The organism is Rhodopseudomonas palustris HaA2, from assembly GCF_000013365.1.
Classification (GTDB): Bacteria; Pseudomonadota; Alphaproteobacteria; order Rhizobiales; family Xanthobacteraceae; genus Rhodopseudomonas; species Rhodopseudomonas palustris_J.
Map to the genome: position 1 here is coordinate 5055872 of NC_007778.1, position 16312 is coordinate 5072183.

At 66.8% G+C, this 16312-nt stretch carries 19 protein-coding genes; 13 read left to right on the top strand and 6 right to left on the bottom strand.

The features are described from left to right. The first annotated feature begins 147 nt into the window (after window positions 1-147). From tkt to RPB_RS22540, 9 genes are all read left to right on the top strand, one after another. Window positions 148-2136 (top strand): transketolase, encoded by a 1989-nt coding sequence (gene tkt, locus RPB_RS22500; protein ID WP_011443332.1) that lies wholly within the window; start codon window positions 148-150, stop codon window positions 2134-2136. A 124-nt stretch (window positions 2137-2260) separates the two neighbouring features. Next, window positions 2261-3268, top strand: a complete 1008-nt coding sequence (gene gap, locus RPB_RS22505) for a type I glyceraldehyde-3-phosphate dehydrogenase (RefSeq protein ID WP_011443333.1) — start codon at window positions 2261-2263, stop codon at window positions 3266-3268. A 124-nt stretch (window positions 3269-3392) separates the two neighbouring features. Continuing rightward, on the top strand, window positions 3393-4589 hold the full coding sequence (locus tag RPB_RS22510; RefSeq protein WP_011443334.1) for a phosphoglycerate kinase: 1197 nt from the start codon (window positions 3393-3395) through the stop codon (window positions 4587-4589). Window positions 4590-4680: 91 nt separating this feature from the next. Continuing rightward, the gene (locus RPB_RS22515; protein ID WP_011443335.1) at window positions 4681-4956 is read left to right on the top strand and encodes an antitoxin MazE family protein; all 276 of its coding nucleotides are present in this window, start codon (window positions 4681-4683) and stop codon (window positions 4954-4956) included. After that, a complete protein-coding gene (locus tag RPB_RS22520) occupies window positions 4956-5276 on the top strand; it encodes a type II toxin-antitoxin system PemK/MazF family toxin (protein WP_349644119.1) in 321 nt (106 codons plus the stop codon). Before RPB_RS22515 ends, RPB_RS22520 begins: the two co-directional genes overlap by 1 nt. A 70-nt stretch (window positions 5277-5346) precedes the next feature. Further along, window positions 5347-6387 (top strand): class I fructose-bisphosphate aldolase, encoded by a 1041-nt coding sequence (locus RPB_RS22525; protein WP_011443337.1) that lies wholly within the window; start codon window positions 5347-5349, stop codon window positions 6385-6387. A 5-nt stretch (window positions 6388-6392) separates the two neighbouring features. After that, the gene (locus RPB_RS22530; protein WP_011443338.1) at window positions 6393-7064 is read left to right on the top strand and encodes a thiamine phosphate synthase; all 672 of its coding nucleotides are present in this window, start codon (window positions 6393-6395) and stop codon (window positions 7062-7064) included. A 3-nt stretch (window positions 7065-7067) separates the two neighbouring features. Continuing rightward, on the top strand, window positions 7068-8168 hold the full coding sequence (locus RPB_RS22535) for a tetratricopeptide repeat protein (RefSeq protein ID WP_011443339.1): 1101 nt from the start codon (window positions 7068-7070) through the stop codon (window positions 8166-8168). Between the two features lie 100 nt (window positions 8169-8268). Continuing rightward, window positions 8269-9057 carry an inositol monophosphatase family protein gene (locus tag RPB_RS22540; protein WP_011443340.1) on the top strand — a complete coding sequence of 263 codons (789 nt, stop codon included), beginning with the start codon at window positions 8269-8271 and terminating at the stop codon, window positions 9055-9057. A gap of 180 nt (window positions 9058-9237) precedes the next feature. Here the strand turns inward: RPB_RS22540 and RPB_RS22545 are convergent, their stop codons facing one another. The 3 genes from RPB_RS22545 to ubiT all read right to left on the bottom strand — a co-directional run bounded on the left by RPB_RS22545 (window position 9238) and on the right by ubiT (window position 11765). Next, entirely contained in the window at window positions 9238-10158 is a 921-nt protein-coding gene (locus RPB_RS22545; RefSeq protein WP_011443341.1) for a U32 family peptidase, read from the bottom strand. An 80-nt stretch (window positions 10159-10238) separates the two neighbouring features. Continuing rightward, the gene (gene ubiU / locus RPB_RS22550; RefSeq protein ID WP_011443342.1) at window positions 10239-11216 is read right to left on the bottom strand and encodes a ubiquinone anaerobic biosynthesis protein UbiU; all 978 of its coding nucleotides are present in this window, start codon (window positions 11214-11216) and stop codon (window positions 10239-10241) included. 3 nt (window positions 11217-11219) lie between these two features. After that, on the bottom strand, window positions 11220-11765 hold the full coding sequence (gene ubiT / locus RPB_RS22555) for a ubiquinone anaerobic biosynthesis accessory factor UbiT (RefSeq protein ID WP_011443343.1): 546 nt from the start codon (window positions 11763-11765) through the stop codon (window positions 11220-11222). 114 nt (window positions 11766-11879) lie between these two features. Between ubiT and RPB_RS22560 the strand changes: the two genes are divergently transcribed. Next, window positions 11880-13418, top strand: a complete 1539-nt coding sequence (locus RPB_RS22560) for a UbiD family decarboxylase (protein WP_011443344.1) — start codon at window positions 11880-11882, stop codon at window positions 13416-13418. Continuing rightward, window positions 13415-14017 (top strand): UbiX family flavin prenyltransferase, encoded by a 603-nt coding sequence (locus RPB_RS22565; protein WP_011443345.1) that lies wholly within the window; start codon window positions 13415-13417, stop codon window positions 14015-14017. Before RPB_RS22560 ends, RPB_RS22565 begins: the two co-directional genes overlap by 4 nt. A gap of 228 nt (window positions 14018-14245) precedes the next feature. Here RPB_RS22565 and RPB_RS22570 read toward each other — a convergent pair whose 3' ends face one another. Continuing rightward, on the bottom strand, window positions 14246-14833 hold the full coding sequence (locus tag RPB_RS22570; RefSeq protein ID WP_011443346.1) for a hypothetical protein: 588 nt from the start codon (window positions 14831-14833) through the stop codon (window positions 14246-14248). 77 nt (window positions 14834-14910) lie between these two features. Here RPB_RS22570 and RPB_RS22575 point away from each other — a divergent pair, with 77 nt between their 5' ends. Together RPB_RS22575 and RPB_RS22580 are read left to right on the top strand one after the other, a co-directional pair. After that, window positions 14911-15486, top strand: coding sequence for a DUF2975 domain-containing protein (locus RPB_RS22575; protein WP_011443347.1), 576 nt, complete (start codon window positions 14911-14913; stop codon window positions 15484-15486). A 3-nt stretch (window positions 15487-15489) separates the two neighbouring features. After that, on the top strand, window positions 15490-15738 hold the full coding sequence (locus tag RPB_RS22580; RefSeq protein ID WP_011443348.1) for a helix-turn-helix domain-containing protein: 249 nt from the start codon (window positions 15490-15492) through the stop codon (window positions 15736-15738). A gap of 59 nt (window positions 15739-15797) precedes the next feature. Here RPB_RS22580 and RPB_RS22585 read toward each other — a convergent pair whose 3' ends face one another. Both RPB_RS22585 and RPB_RS22590 read right to left on the bottom strand, forming a co-directional pair. Next, entirely contained in the window at window positions 15798-15995 is a 198-nt protein-coding gene (locus RPB_RS22585) for a hypothetical protein (RefSeq protein ID WP_041798429.1), read from the bottom strand. 76 nt (window positions 15996-16071) lie between these two features. After that, on the bottom strand, window positions 16072-16272 hold the full coding sequence (locus RPB_RS22590; RefSeq protein ID WP_011443350.1) for a hypothetical protein: 201 nt from the start codon (window positions 16270-16272) through the stop codon (window positions 16072-16074). Window positions 16273-16312: the final 40 nt, after the last annotated feature.

Sequence of the window (16312 nt, forward strand, 5' to 3'; positions counted from 1 at the left end):
GCTCGCCTTGGACTCGCCTGATCAGGGTGCTATGCCACGCTGGCACCCCGGTACTCTCGGCCTTATCGCATGTCTGGCTGAGCCGGACCGACAGCGCGTTCCGGCTCGCGGAACGCCGGCAAACACACGATTTCAGGTGGTTACATCATGGCGAAGGTCGATCATTCCCGTATGGCGAACGCAATCCGGGCGCTGGCGATGGACGCGGTCGAGAAGGCCAAATCCGGCCACCCCGGCCTGCCGATGGGCGCCGCCGACGTCGCCACAGTGCTGTTCACCGAGTTCCTGAAATTCGACGCCGCCGATGCGCACTGGCCGGATCGCGACCGCTTCATCCTGTCCGCCGGCCACGGCTCGATGCTGCTCTATGCGCTGTTGTACCTCACCGGTAATTCCGAGCTGACGCTCGACCAGATCAAGGCGTTCCGCCAGCTCGACTCCAAGACGCCCGGGCACCCGGAGAACTGCATCACAGATTCGGTTGAAACCACCACCGGCCCGCTCGGCCAGGGCGTGGCGTCGTCGGTCGGCACCGCGCTGGCGGAGCGTCTGCTCGCCGCCGAATTCGGCGAGATCGTCGATCACACCACCTACGTGCTGTGCTCGGACGGCGATCTGATGGAAGGCGTGAGCCACGAGGCGATCGCGCTGGCCGGCCATCTCAGGCTGTCGAAGCTGATCTTCCTCTACGACGACAACGGCATCTCGATCGACGGCCCGCTGACGCTGACCGACAATGTCGATCAGGTCGCGCGCTTCCAGGCGCATGGCTGGAATGCGATGCGGATCGACGGCCACGATCACAAGGCGATCGCCGAGGCGATCAAGGCCGCGAAAGCCTCCGACCGGCCGACCATGATCGCCTGCAAGACCACGATCGGCTTCGGCGCCCCCACCCGGGCCGGGACCTCCAAGGCGCATGGCGAGCCGCTCGGCGCCGAAGAACTGGCCGGCGCCAAGAAGGCGCTGGGCTGGGACTACGGCCCGTTCGAAATTCCGGACGACGTGCTCTCCGCTTGGCGCGCGGTCGGCGCCAAGGGCGCCAAGGCCCACGCGGAATGGCAGTCGAAGTTCGACGCGATGGACAAGGAGCTGCGCGCCGAATTCCAGCGCCGGGTGATCGACCGCAAGCGGCCGGCGGCGCTCGACGGCGCGATCCGCAAGCTCAAGGACAGGCTCGTCGCGGAGCCGCAGACCATCGCCACCCGCAAGGCCAGCGAGCTGGCGCTGGAGGCCATCGTCGAGGTGGTGCCGGAAATGCTGCTCGGCTCGGCGGACCTGACGCCGTCCAACAACACCCGCACCAAACACGCGAAAGACGTCACCCCGGACGACTTCTCGGGTCGCTACATCCATTACGGCATCCGCGAAATGGGCATGGCGGCGGCGATGAACGGTATCGCGATGCATGGCGGTTTCGCGCCGGCCGGCGGCACCTTCATGTGCTTCGCCGACTACGCCCGCCCGTCGATGCGGATCGCGGCGCTGTCGCATGTCCCGGTGGTCTACATCATGACCCATGATTCGATCGGGCTCGGCGAAGACGGCCCGACGCATCAGCCGGTCGAGCACCTCGCTTCGCTGCGGGCGATGCCCAATATGCGGGTGTTCCGCCCGGCCGACCCGGTCGAGACCGCCGAATGCTGGCAGCTCGCGCTGGAGAACACCAAGGGCCCGACGGTGCTGGCGCTGTCGCGGCAGAATCTGACGCCGGTGCGCACCAGCAAATCCGACGACAACCGCTGCGCCCGGGGCGCCTATGAGCTGATCGCCGCCGACGGCAAGGCTCAGGTGACGATCTTCGCCACCGGCTCCGAGGTCGAGATCGCGGTCGCGGCGCACAAGCTGCTCGCCGCCAAGGGCATCGCTGCGCGCGTGGTGTCGGTGCCGTCGCTGGATCTCTTGCTGCAGCAGGACGACGCCACCCGCAAGGCGATCATCGGCGACGCCCCGGTCAAGGTCGCGGTCGAGGCCGCGGTGCGGTTCGGCTGGGACGCGGTGATCGGCCCGGAGGGCGGCTTCATCGGCATGTCGAGCTTCGGCGCCAGCGCGCCCGCGAAGGATCTGTACAAGCATTTCGGAATTACCGCCGAGGCGGTCGCAGAGGCTGCGGCAAGCCGTCTCGGCGGCAAGTAAGGCTTTGATCTGAATCATGAACGAGCGGATTGCAACCGCTCGGTATTCAGGGCATGAAACCGCACAAGTACGGGGGTCGCCCCGTCGCAACAATTGAAAATCACGAGCAGCGAGGAGAATTTGGATGGCAGTCCGGGTCGCGATCAATGGGTTTGGCCGTATCGGCCGCAACGTGCTGCGGGCGATCTACGAATCCGGCCGTAAGGACATCGAGGTCGTCGCGATCAACGATCTCGGCCCGGTCGAGACCAACGCCCATCTGCTCCGCTTCGACTCCGTGCACGGCCGCTTCCCGTTCGAGGTCAAGGTCGACGGCGACACCATCGACATCGGCCGCGGCAAGATCAAGGTCACGGCGATCAAGGACCCGTCGGCGCTGCCCTATAAGGACGTCGGCGTCGACATCGCGATGGAATGCACCGGCATCTTCACCGCGCGCGACAAGGCCGCGACGCTGCTGACCGCCGGCGCCAAGCGCGTGCTGGTCTCGGCGCCGTCGGACGGCGCCGATGCGACCATCGTCTATGGCGTCAACCACGAGACCCTCTCGAAGGACCACATGGTGGTGTCGAACGGCTCGTGCACGACCAACTGCCTCGCCCCGGTCGCCAAGGTGCTGAACGACACCGTCGGCATCGAGACCGGCTTCATGACCACCATCCACGCCTACACCGGCGACCAGCCGACGCTGGATACGATGCACAAGGATCTGTATCGCGGCCGCGCCGCGGCGATGTCGATGATCCCGACCTCGACCGGCGCCGCCAAGGCGATCGGCCTGGTGCTGCCCGAACTGAAGGGCAAGCTCGACGGCGTCGCGATCCGCGTGCCGACCCCGAACGTCTCGGTGGTCGACCTCAAGATCATCGCCAAGCGCGCCACCACCAAGGAAGAGATCAACGAGGCGATGAAGCGCGCCGCCGATCAGGAGCTCAAGGGCATCCTCGGCTACACCTTCGCGCCCAACGTCTCGATCGACTTCAACCACGATCCGCATTCGTCGACCTTCCACATGGACCAGACCAAGGTGCAGAACGGCACGCTGGTGCGGGTGATGTCCTGGTACGACAACGAATGGGGCTTCTCGAACCGCATGGCCGATACGGCTGTCGCGATGAGCAAGCTGATCTGAGTTACTTGTCCCGGGCGCAGCGCAGCACGACGTGATGCGCTGCTGAACCGGGACCGTATCGTTTGTGGCGGTCCCGGCTCAGCGGTGCACCGCTTCGCGCTGCACCGCGTCCGGGACACATCACATGACCAAATCATTCCGCACCCTCGACGACGTCGACGTCAAAGGCCAACGCGTGCTGCTGCGCGTCGATCTCAACGTGCCGATGGATTCCGGCAAGGTCACCGACACCACGCGGCTCGACCGTGTCGCGCCGACGATCACCGAGATCGCCGGCAAGGGCGGCAAGGTGATCCTGCTGGCGCATTTCGGCCGGCCGAAGGGGCGGGACGACAAGAACTCGCTGAAGCCGGTCGCGGCCGCGCTCGCGGACGTCATCAAGAAGCCGGTCGGCTTCGCCGAGGACTGTGTCGGCGAGCCCGCCGCGACAGCGATCGCGGCGATGCAGGACGGCGACATCCTCTGCCTCGAGAACACCCGGTTCCATCCTGAAGAGGAAAAGAACGATCCGACGTTCGTCGCCAAGCTCGCCGAGCTCGGCGACATCTGGGTCAATGACGCGTTCTCGGCGGCGCACCGCGCCCACGCCTCCACCGAGGGCCTCGGCCACAAGCTGCCGGCCTATGCGGGCCGCACCATGCAGGCCGAGCTGGTGGCGCTGAACAAGGCGCTGGAAGCGCCGACCAAGCCGGTGATCGCCATTGTCGGCGGCGCCAAGGTGTCGAGCAAGATCGACCTCCTGGAAAACCTCGTCACCAAGGTGCAGGCGCTGGTGATCGGCGGCGGCATGGCCAACACCTTCCTGCACGCCCAGGGCTTCAAGGTCGGCAAATCGCTCTGCGAAAAGGATCTGGCCGAGACCGCGCTGCGGATCATGAACAAGGCCGAGGCCGCCAGCTGCGCGATCATCCTGCCGGTCGACGCCACCGTGGCGTATCATTTCGAGGCCAACGCGCCGTCCTTCGCCTACGGCCTCGACGCGATTCCGGACGACGCCATGATCCTCGACGTCGGCCCGCGCTCGATCGAGCGCATCCATGCGGCGATCGACGACGCCGCAACATTGGTCTGGAACGGCCCGGTCGGCGCCTTCGAGCTGACGCCGTTCGACAAGGGCACGGTCGAGGCGGCCAGGCACGCCGCCCGCCGCACCAAGGCCGGGATGCTGATCTCGGTCGCCGGCGGCGGCGACACCGTGGCGGCGCTGAACCACGCCGGCGTGGCCGACGATTTCACCTACATCTCGACCGCCGGCGGCGCCTTCCTCGAATGGATGGAAGGCAAGCCGCTGCCCGGCGTCGAGGTGCTGCGGGTGAAGTGAGGCTCTGCGGCCGGCGCTCAGGCGCCGGCTTGCGGCCGGCCCATCCAAAGCCTATGTTGCGTTACATGTAACGCTTCCGACGGAGGCCGCGATGGATAAGAAGGCCGACAAGCCCGCCAAGGGCAAGCGGGCGGCCACGATGAGCAGAGCCAAGTCGCGCAGCCCCAGCGCCGAACGCGTGCGGCGCCACCGCGAGAGGATGAAGGCGATGGGGTTGAAGCCGGTGACCATCTGGGTTCCGGATGTCGACACGCCCGAGTTCAAGGCGCAACTGGCGCGGGCCATCGACGTCATCAATGAGGACGAAGAAAGCCGCCGGGTTCTGGAAGGAATGCTGGAACTCGGCGACTTCAGCGACTGGCGATGATGTATGGCGAACTGGTCACTGTTTCGCTGCGGGGCGAATACGGGAAACCCAGGCCAGCCTTGATCGTCCAGTCGAATAGATACTTGCATCTGAATTCCGTCGCCGTGCTGCCGCTTACGAGCTACCTGACCGACAGCGAGCCATGCCGCGTCTTGATCGAACCATCGTCGATGAATGGTCTGCGCGAACGCTCGCTCGTGATGGTCGACAAGCCCGCGACAGTTCTGCGCGAGAAGACCGGCCCCGTCATCGGCCGCCTCTCTCCCGAAGAAATCTCCGCGGTCAATCGCGCCCTCGCCATTTTCCTGGGCATTGTCTAAGACGGTCTGGACGTTCGAGACCCTTGCGGACCGCAAAACCAACCAAGAAAACAGCCCAACGGAGAAGCCGATGAATCTCGCCGACCTGAACACGATCGCCCGCGCCATGGTCGCGCCCGGCAAGGGCATTCTCGCCGCCGACGAATCCTCGGGAACCATCAAGAAGCGGTTCGACGTGATCGGCGTCGAATCGACCGAGACCAGCCGCCGCGACTATCGCGAGATGATGTTCCGCTCCAAAGAGGCGATGAACGACTACATCTCCGGCGTGATCCTGTACGACGAGACGATCTGGCAGAACGCCGCCGACGGTACGCCCTTGGTGAAGCTGATCGAGCAGGCCGGCAGCATCCCCGGCATCAAGGTCGACGAAGGCACCCAGCCACTGCCGAACTGCCCGGGCGAAACCATCACCGTCGGTCTCGACAAGCTCGCCGAGCGGCTGGCGAAATATTACAAGCAGGGCGCGCGCTTCGCGAAATGGCGCGCGGTGATCGATATCGGCGCCGGCATTCCGAGCTACGCCGCGATCCACACCAACGCGCATGCGCTGGCGCGCTATGCGGCGCTGTGCCAGCAGGCGCAGATCGTGCCGATCGTCGAGCCCGAGGTGCTGATGGACGGCGACCACGACATCGACCGCTGCTACGAGGTCACCGAATTCGTGCTCAAGGAGACCTTCCAGGAGCTGTACTACCAGAAGGTCGCGCTCGAAGGCATGGTGCTGAAGCCGAACATGGCGGTCGCCGGCAAGAAGTCGGCCAAGTCGGCCGGCGTGCAGGAAGTCGCGGAGAAGACCGTGAAGCTGTTGAAGGCCTGCGTGCCGTCGGCGGTGCCGGGCATCGCGTTCCTGTCGGGCGGCCAGTCCGACGAGGACGCCACCGCGCATCTCGACGCCATGAACAAAATCGGCGGCCTGACTTCGGGCCTTCCTTGGGGCCTCACCTTCTCCTACGGCCGTGCCCTGCAGGCCGCGCCGCAGAAGGCGTGGTCCGGCAAGGCCGACAACGTCGCGGCCGGCCAGGCCGCATTCACCCACCGGGCGAAAATGAACTCGCTCGCCAGCAAGGGCGAGTGGTCATCCGACCTCGAAAGCAAGAAGGCCGCATAACGCCGATGGCCAAGCCTGCCCCGCCGCGCCCGGCGCCGCGCCTCTATCTCGCGACGCCGGTCGTGGACGATCCCGCACAGTTGCTGGCAGCGTTGCCGCACCTGCTCGCCGCCGCCGATGTGGCGGCGGTGCTGCTGCGGCTCGCGCCCTCCGACCCGCGCACGCTGATCACCCGGATCAAGGCGGTGACGGCGGTCGCACAGGCCGGCGGCGCGGCGCTGTTGCTCGACGGCCACGCCGATCTGGTGGCGCGTGGCGGCGCCGATGGCGCGCATCTGTCGGGGCTCGCCGCGATGCAGGAATGGCTGCCGCAATTGCAGCCGCAGCGCATCGCCGGCGTCGGCGCGCTGGAGACGCGGCACGATTCGATGGTCGCGGGTGAAGCCGGCGCCGACTATGTGCTGTTCGGCGAGCCGGCCGCGGATGGCACCCGGCCCTCGACCGAGGCGATCGCCGACCGGCTGAACTGGTGGGCCGAACTGTTCGAGCCGCCCTGCGTCGGCTACGCGATCTCGCGCGACGAGGTTGGAGAATTCGCCGCCGCCGGCGCGGATTTCGTGCTGGTCGGCGACCACATCTGGGCCGAAGCGGACGGCGCTGCGGCGGCGCTCGCGGACGCCGAGGCGGCGCTGAAGCAGGGCTTCGCCGGGACCGCGCCGGCGCCGGCGCAAGGATAATCCATGAAGGCGCTACGCCCGATCTCGATCGCTGCGGCCATGCTGCTGCTCGCCACCGGCGCGTCGGCGCAATTGTCGCTGACGCCGTCGCCGCCCAACCCGTTTCCCAAGCCGCTGGAACCGGAAAAGCCCAAGCCGCGGCCGAAACCTGCCGCCGCCCCGGCCGACAAGGACAAGGCGAAAAAGCCTTCCGCCGACAAGGCCGGCGCGGCCAAGTCCGGCGCTACGGCGGAGGGCGCAGAGACCACCACCGATGTCGACGATCCCAATGTCGATCTGGTCTATGGCGCGTATCAGCGCGGGTTCTACAAGACCGCGTTCGAAATCGCGCTGCAGCGCGCCCGGGATTTCAACGATCCCAAGGCGATGACGATGCTGGGCGAGCTTTACGCCAACGCGCTCGGAATCAAGCGCGACTACGACAAGGCGGTGGAATGGTACAGGCGCGCCGCCGATCTCGGCGACCGCGAGGCGATGTTCGCGCTGGCCATGGCGCGGATGGCGGGGCGCGGCGGCGGGCCGGCGAACCGCGAGGAAGCCGCCAAATGGCTGGCGTCCTCGGCCAAGCTCGGCGAGCCGCGCGCGGCGTATAATCTGGCGCTGCTGTATCTCGACGGCCAGACCTTCCCGCAGGACATCAAGCGCTCCGCCGAACTGCTGCGGGTGGCCGCCGACGCCGGCAATCCCGAGGCACAATATGCGCTGGCGACCTTCTACAAGGAGGGCACCGGGGTGGAGAAGAACGTCGAGCAGTCGGTGCGGCTGCTGCAGGCCGCGGCGGTCGCCGGCAATGTTCCCGCCGAGGTCGAATACGCGATCGCGCTCTACAACGGCACCGGCACGGTGAAGAACGAGCCGGCCGCGGTGGCGCTGCTGCGCAAGGCGGCGCGCGCCAACAACCCGATCGCGCAGAACCGGCTGGCGCATGTGCTGCTCAGCGGCCAGGGCGCGCCGCGCGACCCGGTCGAGGCGATCAAATGGCACCTGGTCGCCAAGACCGCCGGCAAGGGCGACCTGATGCTCGACGAGGCGCAGGCCCAGCTCAGCGCCGAGGACCGCGCCAAGGCCCAGGAGGCCGCGAAGAAATGGGTCGGCGGGAAATGATCCGGGGTTGACGCGCCCCCCTGCGCAGGGCACCCCTTCGGCATAATCCCCCCAAAAACCTCATTCAGACCTGTCGCAGGTCGCTGCGAGACCTCAGTCCATGATCCATTCCGCCCTCATCAACGTCATGGTCAAGGCCGCGCGCCGCGCCGGCCGCAGCCTCAAGCGCGATTTCGGTGAAGTCGAGAACCTGCAGGTGTCACTGAAGGGCCCGGCGAATTTCGTCTCGCTCGCCGACAAGCGCGCCGAGGAGATGCTGTACGAGGACCTCACCAAGGCGCGGCCGGGCTACGGCTTCCTCGGCGAGGAGGGCGGCATCCGCGAGGGCGCCGACAAGAGCCACACCTGGATCGTCGATCCGCTCGACGGCACCACCAACTTCCTGCACGGCATCCCGCATTTCGCCATCTCGATCGGCCTGCAGCGCGACGACACGCTGATCGCCGGGCTTATCTACAATCCGGCGACCGAGGACCTCTACATCGCCGAACGCGGCAAGGGCGCCTTCGTCAACGACCACCGGCTGCGCGTCGCCGGCCGCCGTGAACTGCACGACTGCGTCATCGCCTGCGGCCTGCCGCATCTCGGCCGCGGCGACTTCGCCCAGAACCAGCGCGAGATGGCGGCGCTGCAGCCGAAGGTCGCGGGGCTGCGCCGGATGGGCACCGCCTCGCTCGACCTCGCCTTCGTGGCGGCCGGCCGCTTCGACGGCTATTGGGAGCGCAATTTGTCGCCCTGGGACATCGCCGCGGGCATCGTCTTCGTCCGCGAAGCCGGCGGCACCGTCGGCGACATCAACGGCGGCGACCCGCTGAAGACCGGCGACATCGTCGCCGGCAACGAAATCATCCACGGCACGCTGGCGAAGATTCTGAAGCCGCTGAGCTGAGACGGAGCGTGGCGCTTCTTCCTTCTCCCCTTGTGGGAGAAGGTGGCGCGGACGAAAGTCCGCGTCGGATGAGGGGTCGACGCGGACGCCGTGCCCGCGGCCCCCTCACCCGGCTTCGCTGCGCGAAGCCACCCTCTCCCACGAGGGGAGAGGGTTGGTCAGCACCCGGTGAGAGGGTTATCACGCCGCCGGCACGATCCGCCGCACGTCGCCCGAGTCTGTGATGAACGCTGCGCCCGGCTTGGAGAACAGGAAGCCGTTGGACTGTTGCAGCGGATAGATCGCCGACAGCTTCGCCGCACTGTCGCTCGCCGCCAGCTTGCCGTCGATGACGTCGCGGAACAGCTGCGCCACCGCAACCATGTCGCATTGCTGCGGCGACAGCCGCAGGCTGCCGGCGCCGGCGTCGCGGAGTTTGTCGATGTCGCCGAGCAGGCTGGCGCAGGTGTAGGACAGCGTCTGCACGCCGTTCATCGCCAGAAACGGCTCGTCGTCGAGCGTCGTCACCGCGAGGCCGTCGGGATCCTGCTCGCAGACGAATCGGCAATTGTCCTTCGACAGCTTGTTGAGCCGGGCGTGATAGCAGCGGGCCGAGATCGCCAGCGGCACCCGGCCGAACGCGAACACCTCGAACGTCACCTCGGGCAGCGAGCGCGCGATCGCGCGGATCGCCGACAGCGGCAATTCCGGCGGCAGACAAATTCTGGTCGCGCCGCGCGAGGCAAAATACTTCGCGGTGGCCTCGTTGTAGATGTTGACGAACGGGCCGATCGCATGCGGCTTGCCGCCGAGCATCCCCAGACAGGTGAGATCGTTGACTTCCATGGTGAACTGATCGTCGCCGGCGAGCTCGAGCATCGCCTTGCGCTCGCGCGGCAGCGACATCAGCGTCAGCGAGCCCATCAGCACGGTCTTGCCGGCATTCGACAGCCGTTCGACCACCGCCGGGATGTGCGGCTCGAGGAACGGCGATCGCTTCGAGCACACCACCTCGCCGACGATCACGACGTCGACCGGCGCTTCATCGGCGATGCGGAAATAGAAGTCGCGCCATGCCTCCGGCTTCCAGTTGTAGAGCACCGGTCCGAGCGTGAGTTGCATGGGAATAGCCTCGTTGTGAGTTGGCGGTGCTGCGTTTGCGCGCCTTGTTGTCGCGCTGCAGGTCTGCGGCGACGCGTGGCTCAGCGCCAGGTCTTCTTGTAGGCGCCGGTGGTGTTGGACTGGCCCTCGCTGAGCCCGCGCAGCGCGTCGACCGGCAACGGCCTTCCGTCGTCCAGCGCGCTCAGCACCTCCTTGAAGGTCTTCACCACGCGCTCGATATAGGCGCGGCCGCGCTGGCGGCCCTCGATCTTCAGCGCCGCGACGCCGGCGGCGCGCAGCTCCGGCAGCATCGTGGTGGCGTCGAGCGAAGCCGGGTCCTCGAACAGATAGCCGCAGCCCTCGTCGGTCTGGTAGCGCCCCTTGCACAGCGTCGGATAGGCCGCCGCCTCGCCCTTGGCGAATTTGTTGATGGTGAAATCGCCGAGCCGCGAGATCAGCGCGCCGTTCTCCTCGCGATACTGGATCGCGCCCGCCGGCGAGCAGACCCCGTCCATGTTCGGCGATTTGCCGGTGGCGTAGGACGACAGCGAGCAGCGACCCTCCTCCATCACGCACAGCCCGCCGAAGATGAACACTTCGGTCTCGCACTTGACCTCGCGCGTGATCGCGGCGATCTCCTGCACGCTGAGCACGCGCGGCAGCACCACGCGCTTGGCGTTGAAGCTGTCGACATAGAACCGGATCGAATCCGCGTTCGCCGCGGCGGCCTGCACCGAGACGTGCAGGCGCTGCTGCGGATGGGTCCTGGCGCAATAATCCATCACGCCGACATCGGCGAGGATCACCGCATCGGCTTCGGCCTCGACCGCGTCGTCGACCGCGCGCTGCCACAGCTCGACATTGCCGGCGCGGGCGAAGGTGTTAATCGCCACCAGCACGTTGACGCCGTAGCGATGCGCGTGCGCGATCGACTCGCGCATTTCCTCGCGGCTGAAATTCAGCCCCGGGAAATTGCGCGCATTGGTCTCGTCGTTGAAGCCGCAATAGATCGCATCGGCCCCCACCGCGACGGCATCGTGCAGCGCCGCGGGCGTGCCCGCCGGACAGATCAGTTCCATGCTCTAGCCTCCGCCTCCGACGCCCATTTCTTCGCGATAGGTCGGCTGCGCGCCGACGATGCTCCGCAGAATCCGCTCGATCGGCGTCGCCAGCGGGCCGAACCACGCCACCGACTCCTTGAGGAAATCGACCCGCGAATCGTCGATCGCATTGCGCAGCGCGACCACCGCCTCCATGTCGCCGTCGATCTCGATGTCGCGCGAGAAGAACAGCGCGTCGCCGTCATAGGAGCCGTCGGTCATGCCGATCAGCGCCGACAGCGGACCGGCGATGCGCGCGTCGATGTTCGACGGCAGCGTGCGCACCACCGTGACGCGCGGATTCATCCGTCGCGGCTCGAGCACGAAGGCGATCGGCAGATCGCTCGGATCGAGGCCGTAGCGCTTGCCGGTGTGCGAGCCCAGCCGATCGAAGATGCGGGGATGCCGACTGCGGATCTCCCGCAGGCAAATGCCGAGCAACACCTGCAGGGGCAACAGCGGCAGAACCCGCGTCGCGAGGGCAAGCGGCGCGGGCATCCTGGAGACGGACGAATTGGATACCGACATGGGCCACCTTATGAGGAGTCTTCCGTTTAACCAGTCCCGCCGGTACTTCTTTGCGCCTGATCAAAGACAGACCCGATCCCAAGTGCTGACCAGAAGCGTCCGCACGGAGACACCATGCTGAGCCGCGTCAAACCGCCCTTTCCGGACCTCCGCGCTTTCGCCGCCTATCTGGAATCCCGCGGGCAGTTGCACCGGATCAAGAAGCCGGTCTCGGTGGTCCACGAACTGACCGAAATCCATCGCCGCGTGCTGCACGCCGGCGGCCCGGCGCTGCTGATCGAACATCCGGTCAAGGCCGACGGCACGCCGTCGGAGATGCCGATTCTGGTCAATTTGTTCGGCACCGTCGAGCGGGTGGCGTGGGGGCTCGGCATCGAACCGCAAAATCTGTCGGCGCTGGGCGAAGCGCTCGCCGAAATGCGCGAGCCGGCGCCGCCGCAAAGCCTCACCGACGCATTGAGCAAATTGCCGATGGCCCGCGCAGCGCTGTCGATGCGGCCGAAGACCGCCAAGACCGCACCGGCGCAGGACGTGGTGCTGACCGGGGACGCGGTCGATCTCGGCCGGCTGCCGATCCAGATTCCGTGGCCGGGCGAGCCGGCGCCGCTGATCACCTGGCCGCTGGTGTTCACCAGGCCGCCACCCGGCGCGCCCGGCACCGACAATGTCGGCGTCTACCGCATCCAGGTGCTGGGCAAGGATCGCATCATCATGCGCTGGCTGGCGCATCGCGGCGGCGCCAAGCATCACCACCAATGGAAGGCCGAGGGGCGCGAGATGCCGGTCGCGATCGTGATCGGCGCCGACCCGGCGATGATCCTGTCGGCGGTGCTGCCGCTGCCGGAGAATATCTCCGAGATCAAATTCTCCGGGCTGCTGCGCGGCGACCGCCCGAGCATGACGCCCTGCGTCGGGATTCCGCTGAACGTGCCGGCCGACGCCGAGATCGTGCTGGAAGGCTTCGTGTCGCCGACCGAGACCGCGCCGGAGGGCCCCTATGGCGACCACACCGGCTATTACAACGCGGTCGAGGAATTCCCGGTGATGCGGATCACCGCGATCACGATGCGGCGCAGTCCGATCTATCTGTCGACCTATACGGGGCGTCCGCCGGACGAGCCGTCGCGGCTCGGCGAGGCGTTCAACGACGTGTTCCTCCCCGTCGCGCGGCGGCAGTTTCCGGAGATCGTCGATCTGTGGCTGCCGCCGGAGGCGTGCTCCTATCGAATTGCGGTCGCCTCGATCAAGAAACGCTATCCCGGCCAGGCGCGGCGGCTGATGATGGGGCTGTGGTCGATGCTGCCGCAGTTCAGCTACACCAAGCTTTTGATCATCGTCGACGACGACGTCGACGTGCGCGACTGGGCCGACGTGATGTGGGCGGTGTCGACCCGCGCCGACACCTCGCGCGACATGCTGTCGATCAGCGATACGCCGATCGACTATCTCGATTTCGCCTCGCCGAAATCCGGGCTCGGCGGCAAGCTGGGCATCGACGCCACCAACAAGATCGGCACCGAGACCGAGCGCGAATGGGGCAAGGTGCTGGAGATGGACAAGGACGTGATCGCGCGGGTCGACGCAATGTGGTCGAGCCTCGGGCTGCCCCCGGCGCCGACGCCGGCCCTGGCGCAACGCAGGCTGCTGCGATGAGCACGCCGCATCGCATCGTGGTCGGCATCAGCGGCGCATCGGGGGCCGCGGTCGGACTGCGCATCGTCGAACTGCTCGCCACCACGGATTGCGAGCTGCATCTCGTGGTGTCGGCGGCGGCCGAGCGGACCATCGCCTACGAGGTCGGCGACAAGGCGCTCCACCACACCCTCGAGCTGGTCGACCGCCATCACGATTTCAACGATGTCGGCGCCAGCATCGCGTCGGGCTCGTTCCGCACCAGCGGCATGATCGTGGCGCCGTGCTCGATCCGCACGCTGTCGGCGATCGCCACCGGCAATCTCGACAATCTGCTGGTGCGCGCCGCCGACGTGCAGCTCAAGGAACGCCGCCGGCTGGTGCTGATGCTGCGCGAGACGCCGCTGCATCTGGGCCATATCCGCGCCATGGCGCAGGTCACCGAAATCGGCGGCATCGTCGCGCCGATCTCGCCGGCGTTCTATCAGCGACCACGCTCATTGAGCGAGATGATCGACCACATCGCGCTGCGCGCGATCGGCCTGCTCGGCCTCGACGATCTGCAATTGTCCGCGCCGGAATGGTCGGATGATACGCCTCCGACGTGTCCGAAGAGCTGATGAGCCCCTTCGATGCACGGCCTGCTCCTTCTCCCCGCGTGCGGGGAGAAGGGTGGGATGAGGGGGCGTCTCCGCGCGGCCGAGCGCGGATGGCGGTCATCGGGACTTACAAACAACAGTTCGAGACGCTCAGGCGCGCGGAGACGCCCCCTCACCCGGCCCGGCTACGCTACGCTCCGCCGGGCCGACCTCTCCCCGCGCGCGGGGAGAGGTTAGGCTGCCCGCGCATTACCCGCACAGCGGAATGCGTTCGGGGGCGGCCTCTTTCGGCACATCCTTGCGCAGATCGACGTCGCGCGTCAGCGGGAAGAAATCGCCGGCGCGCTCGGTCTTCAGATAGCTGGTGATCAGCGCCTTGGCGGGCAGCGCGCCGATGCGGCACGCTTCAGCGCCGACGCCGAGCGTCAGCGAGCCGCGCTCACCCTTCGCCTTGTGCGCGGCCATCTCGTCCCGCAGCGCCAGCACGCGCGGCACGTCCGCCGGCGCGATGCGGAAGGCGTAGATCATGGTGTCGTTGGTCACTTCGCCCGCCAGCGACAGCAATTCGGCCGGATCGTCGAGATCGGCCAGCACGAACGCCTGCTCCCTCTTGTCGGCGCCCACCGCGACAGCGATCCGCAGCGTCACGCGGCGCGGCCGCAGGCCCTGCGGCAGCCGCACGGCAATGCGCAGCGCCGCCGGATCGGCCGTGGCAAGATCGGTGCGCGCCAGCTTGACCATCGAGGTCACCGGCACGGAGCTGCAGGCCGTCAGCGCAGCGACCGCCAGGACGGCGGCAGCAGCGGCGAGCGGTCTGGCGAAAGCTGAGATGTTCATAAGTGGACCCTACCTTGACGATGATAATTTATCGTTATACGATAATTTCATCTCGAAATAGATGATGGAGTTCCGCAATGCAAGCCCCTTCCACGATCGCCTCGATGGCGCCTGATGACCCGGCCGCGGCCCGCCTGGTGCGGCTGTCTCGCGCGATGGAATGGGTGACGACGGGTGGCATCGTGCTGATCGTCGGCCTGCTCGGCGCCGCCTTCGTGTTCCAGAACTGGACCCGCAACCTGCTGCTGACGAAGCTCGGCGACGTCGGCAACCGGCTGCCGCTCGACGCCGGCAATCAGGCGCTGGCGGCGATCATCATCGCGGTGCCGGTCGCCGTGCTGGTGTGGGGATTGTTGAACGTGCGCGCGCTGTTCGGCGACTTCGCGCGTGGGCGCGTCTTCACGGCGGCGACGGCGACGCATCTGCAGCGGTTCGGCATCGCGGTGGCGGCGCAGGGCGCGCTCGGCCCGCTGACGGCGACCGTGTTGGCGCTGGTGCTGTCGCTCGGCAACCCGCCGGGTCAGCGGCTGCTGGTGCTGACCTTCTCCAGCAACGACTACATCTCGGTGATCGTCGGCGGCGTGCTGATCGCAGTCGCGACTGTGATGCGCGAGGCGACGCGGATCGCCGACGAGAATGCGAGCTTCGTGTAACCGATGGCGATCGTGGTCAATCTCGACGTGATGCTGGCGCGGCGCAAGATGCGTTCGAAAGAACTGGCCGAGCGCATCGGCATCACCGAGCAGAACGTTTCGCTGCTGAAGTCGGGTAAGGTGAAGGGTATCCGCTTCGATACGCTGGAGCGGATCTGCGCGGCGCTGGATTGCCAGCCCGGCGATATTCTCGAATTCGTGCCCGATCCTTCCGAAGCGAGCACCTCCGAAACGAAACCGGCACCCGCCTGACGAGGCGGATGCCGGTGTATCTTTCAAATCATCGGTCTTGGATGCGCGTGCGCCGCGCCTCAGCGCGCCTGCGAGGCGACGGCGAGGTGCTCGTGGGGGCGCCAGTCTTCGGCCGTCTCGTCCCAGTAATGCGCGTCGTCGAAGCGCTTCCAGTGCGCCGTCTGGGACATCATCTCACGTCCACCGACGAACAGGGCGACGATGCCGATCAGGCCGACCAGCACGTAGATCGCAGCGATCAATGCAACAATGGTCAAGGCTTCATCCTCACTGTGGTTTCTGTTGCTTTGCACCCGGATCGTGGGCGGCGGGTGCGCCGCCTGTCTCGTCAGATCAGCTATTCGCCCAAGCAAACAAACCGATCCTCCGCGCGCGCACCGGCGCGGGCGCAGCCACCACCGGTTCCGGCTTTCGCGGTTGTGCACGGCGGAACAACCTCTGCCGAATGTCGTCGACCACCAGATACGCAATCAATGCGGGCGCGACGGCACAGGTCAGGAACAACACCAACGAACCGAGCGAATTGAGATACACGCTACATCTCCTGTCTTGGTGACGGAAAGGTAGACGCCAG